The sequence below is a fragment of the Roseicyclus sp. genome, from assembly GCF_052168335.1.
GTDB lineage: Bacteria > Pseudomonadota > Alphaproteobacteria > Rhodobacterales > Rhodobacteraceae > Roseibacterium.
Window position 1 is genome coordinate 1 of the sequence record NZ_JBQLZP010000089.1, and the last position, 2864, is coordinate 2864.

The following is a 2864-nucleotide window of genomic DNA, read 5'->3' on the forward strand; positions in this document are numbered from 1 at the left end:
CCGAGCCCGCCCTTGGGCCGGCCCGGCGCATCGGAGGCGGACCAGGAATAGATGACGAAGTGGAGATAGCGCCGCGCCGGCGCGGCGAAGCGGCGAAGGAACAGCGCCGCCGTGATCGAACCCGCGAACCCGCCCGACGGCGCGTTGTCGAGATCGGCGATGCCGGGCTCGATGAGCTTCTCGTAGGGCTCGTGGAAGGGCATCCGCCAGACCGGGTCCGCCACCTCCGACGCCGCCCGCGCCAGCGCCGACGCGAGCGCGTCGTCGTCGGTGTAGAAGGGCGCGATATCGGCGCCGAGGGCCACGCGCGCCGCCCCGGTCAGCGTCGCCATCGAGACGACGAGGTCGGGGTCCTCCTCGGCCGCGAGGCTGAGCGCGTCGGCCAGCACGAGGCGTCCCTCGGCGTCGGTGTTGTTGATCTCGACCGTCAGACCGTTCCGCGCCTTGAGGATGTCGCCGGGCCGGAAGGACGCGCCCGCGACCGCGTTCTCGACGGCCGGGATCAGGACGCGCAGGCGGAGGGGGAGACCCTCCTCCATGATCATCCGCGCGAGGCCGAGGACGTTCGCGGCCCCGCCCATGTCCTTCTTCATCGTCGCCATCGACGCGCCGGGCTTGAGGTTCAGGCCGCCGGTGTCGAAGCACACGCCCTTGCCGACCAGCGTGAGACGCGGCCCGGCCGCGCCCCAGGTCATGTCGATCAGGCGCGGGTCCTCGTCGCTGGCGCGGCCGACCGTGTGGATGAGCGGAAGGTTGGCGTCCAGCAGGCTCTCGCCATGGGTGGCGGTGATCTCCGCGCCGTGGGAGGCGGCGAGGTCGCGGGCGGCGCGCTCGAGCGCGTGGGGGCCCATGTCCTCGGCGGGCGTGTTCACGAGGTCGCGGATCAGCGCCTCGGCCCCGGCGATCCGCTCGAGCCGCGCGGCGTCGAGATGGCGGGCGCGGCGAGGCGGGCGCGCGCGCCGTTCCGGGCGCGATACCGCGTGAAGCCGTAGAGCGAGAAGAGGTAGCCGAGCGCGATCTCGGCGCCTTCGGGGCCCTCGGGCCAGGCCTCGACGTGATAGTCCGCCTCGGGAAGCTTCGCGATGGCGGCGCCGGCGGCGAACCTGCCGCGCGCCCGTTCCGTCGCGTCGCCGCGCCCGACCAGCACAAGCATCGGCGTGCCCGAAGGGCCGGGCAGGGCGCAGGTCTGGCCGAGCGCGCCGGTGAAGCCGTGGTGCCGCGCCCAGGCCGCCGCCACGTCGGGCAGCGCGGCGAGCGCCGCCTCGGCGCCCGCCTTGTCGGCCAGGCGGATGGGAATGGAGCCTTCGGCGGGCGCGGCGAAGGTGAGCTTCATGACGGTCCCCGTTTGCGAACGAGCGACAGCCTAACGGCCCGCCGCGCCGCCGCAAGACCGGATCAGCCCGAGAGGTCCTCCAACTCCCAGACGGCGTGGATCGACCGGTCGCCCACCCGCATCAGGCGCGCGGCCGTCGCGGTCAGCGCCACGGCGTCGCCCTGGTCCAGCGCCTCGATGACGTGGCGCGCGACACGGGCCAGCGTCGCCATGCCGATGAGGTCGGCATCCCGGACGAGCACGCAGGCCGTGACGCGGAGTTGCGCCGGATCGGCACGGCTCGACGATGGAAGCGTCGCCAGGGCCTCAGAGATCCGCTCGAGCGCGCGCGCGACCTCGACCTCGGCGCGGGCTTCCCCGATCTGCCGGCACAGTTTCTCGAGCTTTTCCGGATTGAAGCGCGCGGGCTCCTCCGGACAGAGTTCCGTTACGGAACGCGCGGCGTGTCCGTTCATGTCTCACTCCACCTACCGCTCCCACCGCGGACAGGTGGAACCTGAGGCATCAGACTGAAGAAACGATTGAAACCGCCGTTGAAACACACTCCAATTCGTGCGGAATGCGCGCGATGACCGCGCAGGGGAGGCGCCCGGATGCACCGCGTGAAATCGCTACCAGACTACCTCAAGGAGCGTTACGACGACTGGAAGCAGTCGAGCTTCCCCGAGCACCGCGACTGGTTCCGAAAGCTCGCCGACGAGGGGCAGAGCCCGCGCGCGATGGTCATTGCCTGTTGCGACAGCCGCGTGGCCGTCACCTCCGTCTTCGGGCAGCGCATCGGCGAGCTGTTCGTGCACCGCAACATCGCCAATCTCGTGCCGCCCTACACCCCCGACGGCAAGCACCATGGCACCGGCGCGGCGGTGGAGTTCGCGGTGACCGTGCTCAAGGTCTCGCACATCCTCGTCATGGGGCATTCGCGGTGCGGCGGCGTGCGCGGCTGTCTCGAGATGTGCTCGGGGAACGCGCCGGAACTCGATCGCCCCGAAAGCCTGGTGGGCCGCTGGCTGGACGTGCTGCGGCCCGGCTACGCGCGCGTTGTGGACCTGGCGCGGCCCGAGGACCGGCAGACCGCGCTCGAGAAGGAAGGCATCCAGCTCAGCCTCGAGAACCTCATGGGCTATCCCTTCGTGGCGCAGGCGGTGGACGAGGCGCGGCTCACGCTCCACGGGCTCTGGACCGACATCGCGGAGATGGACCTGGAGACCTTCGACGGCACGGTCCGGCACTTCGTGAAGGGCTGAGCTTTACCGCAGGTTGCACGGCCTGTATTGGCCGGAAAACGGGAACGGTACGGGACGGACATGGACGGCATTCTGGCGCTCGCGGCCGACAATCTCCTGTCGCCCATCATCCTGTTCTTCGCCCTGGGCCTCGCGGCGGCCTTCGCCCGCTCGGACCTGTCGATCCCCGAGGCCGTGGCCAAGGGACTGTCGATCTACCTGCTCTTCGCCATCGGCTTCAAGGGCGGGGCGAGCGTGGCCGCCCACGGCATCGACGCCACGCTCCTTCTGTCGCTGGCCGCCGGGGT

3 protein-coding genes and 1 pseudogene are annotated in these 2864 nt (G+C 71.1%); 2 read left to right on the forward strand and 2 right to left on the reverse strand.

The features are described 5' to 3' along the window. Both ACTS11_RS02855 and ACTS11_RS02860 read right to left on the reverse strand, forming a co-directional pair. Positions 1-1333, reverse strand: a pseudogene (locus ACTS11_RS02855) (leucyl aminopeptidase family protein); the annotation flags it as partial. Positions 1334-1395: 62 nt separating this feature from the next. Further along, positions 1396-1788, reverse strand: a complete 393-nt coding sequence (locus tag ACTS11_RS02860) for a hypothetical protein (protein ID WP_442638835.1) — start codon at positions 1786-1788, stop codon at positions 1396-1398. A gap of 138 nt (positions 1789-1926) precedes the next feature. On the opposite strand from ACTS11_RS02860, the gene ACTS11_RS02865 reads away from it, so the two are divergent. Together ACTS11_RS02865 and ACTS11_RS02870 are read left to right on the forward strand one after the other, a co-directional pair. Further along, positions 1927-2577 carry a carbonic anhydrase gene (locus ACTS11_RS02865; protein ID WP_442638836.1) on the forward strand — a complete coding sequence of 217 codons (651 nt, stop codon included), beginning with the start codon at positions 1927-1929 and terminating at the stop codon, positions 2575-2577. 60 nt (positions 2578-2637) lie between these two features. Then, positions 2638-2864: sodium-dependent bicarbonate transport family permease (locus tag ACTS11_RS02870; RefSeq protein WP_442638837.1), on the forward strand; the 227-nt coding region annotated here is incomplete at its 3' end.

Coding starts and splice junctions, on each gene's coding strand:
- ACTS11_RS02860 (WP_442638835.1), bottom strand. CDS start 1,788: ATGAACGGACACGCCGCGCGTTCCGTAACGGAACTCTGTCCGGAGGAG.
- ACTS11_RS02865 (WP_442638836.1), top strand. CDS start 1,927: ATGCACCGCGTGAAATCGCTACCAGACTACCTCAAGGAGCGTTACGAC.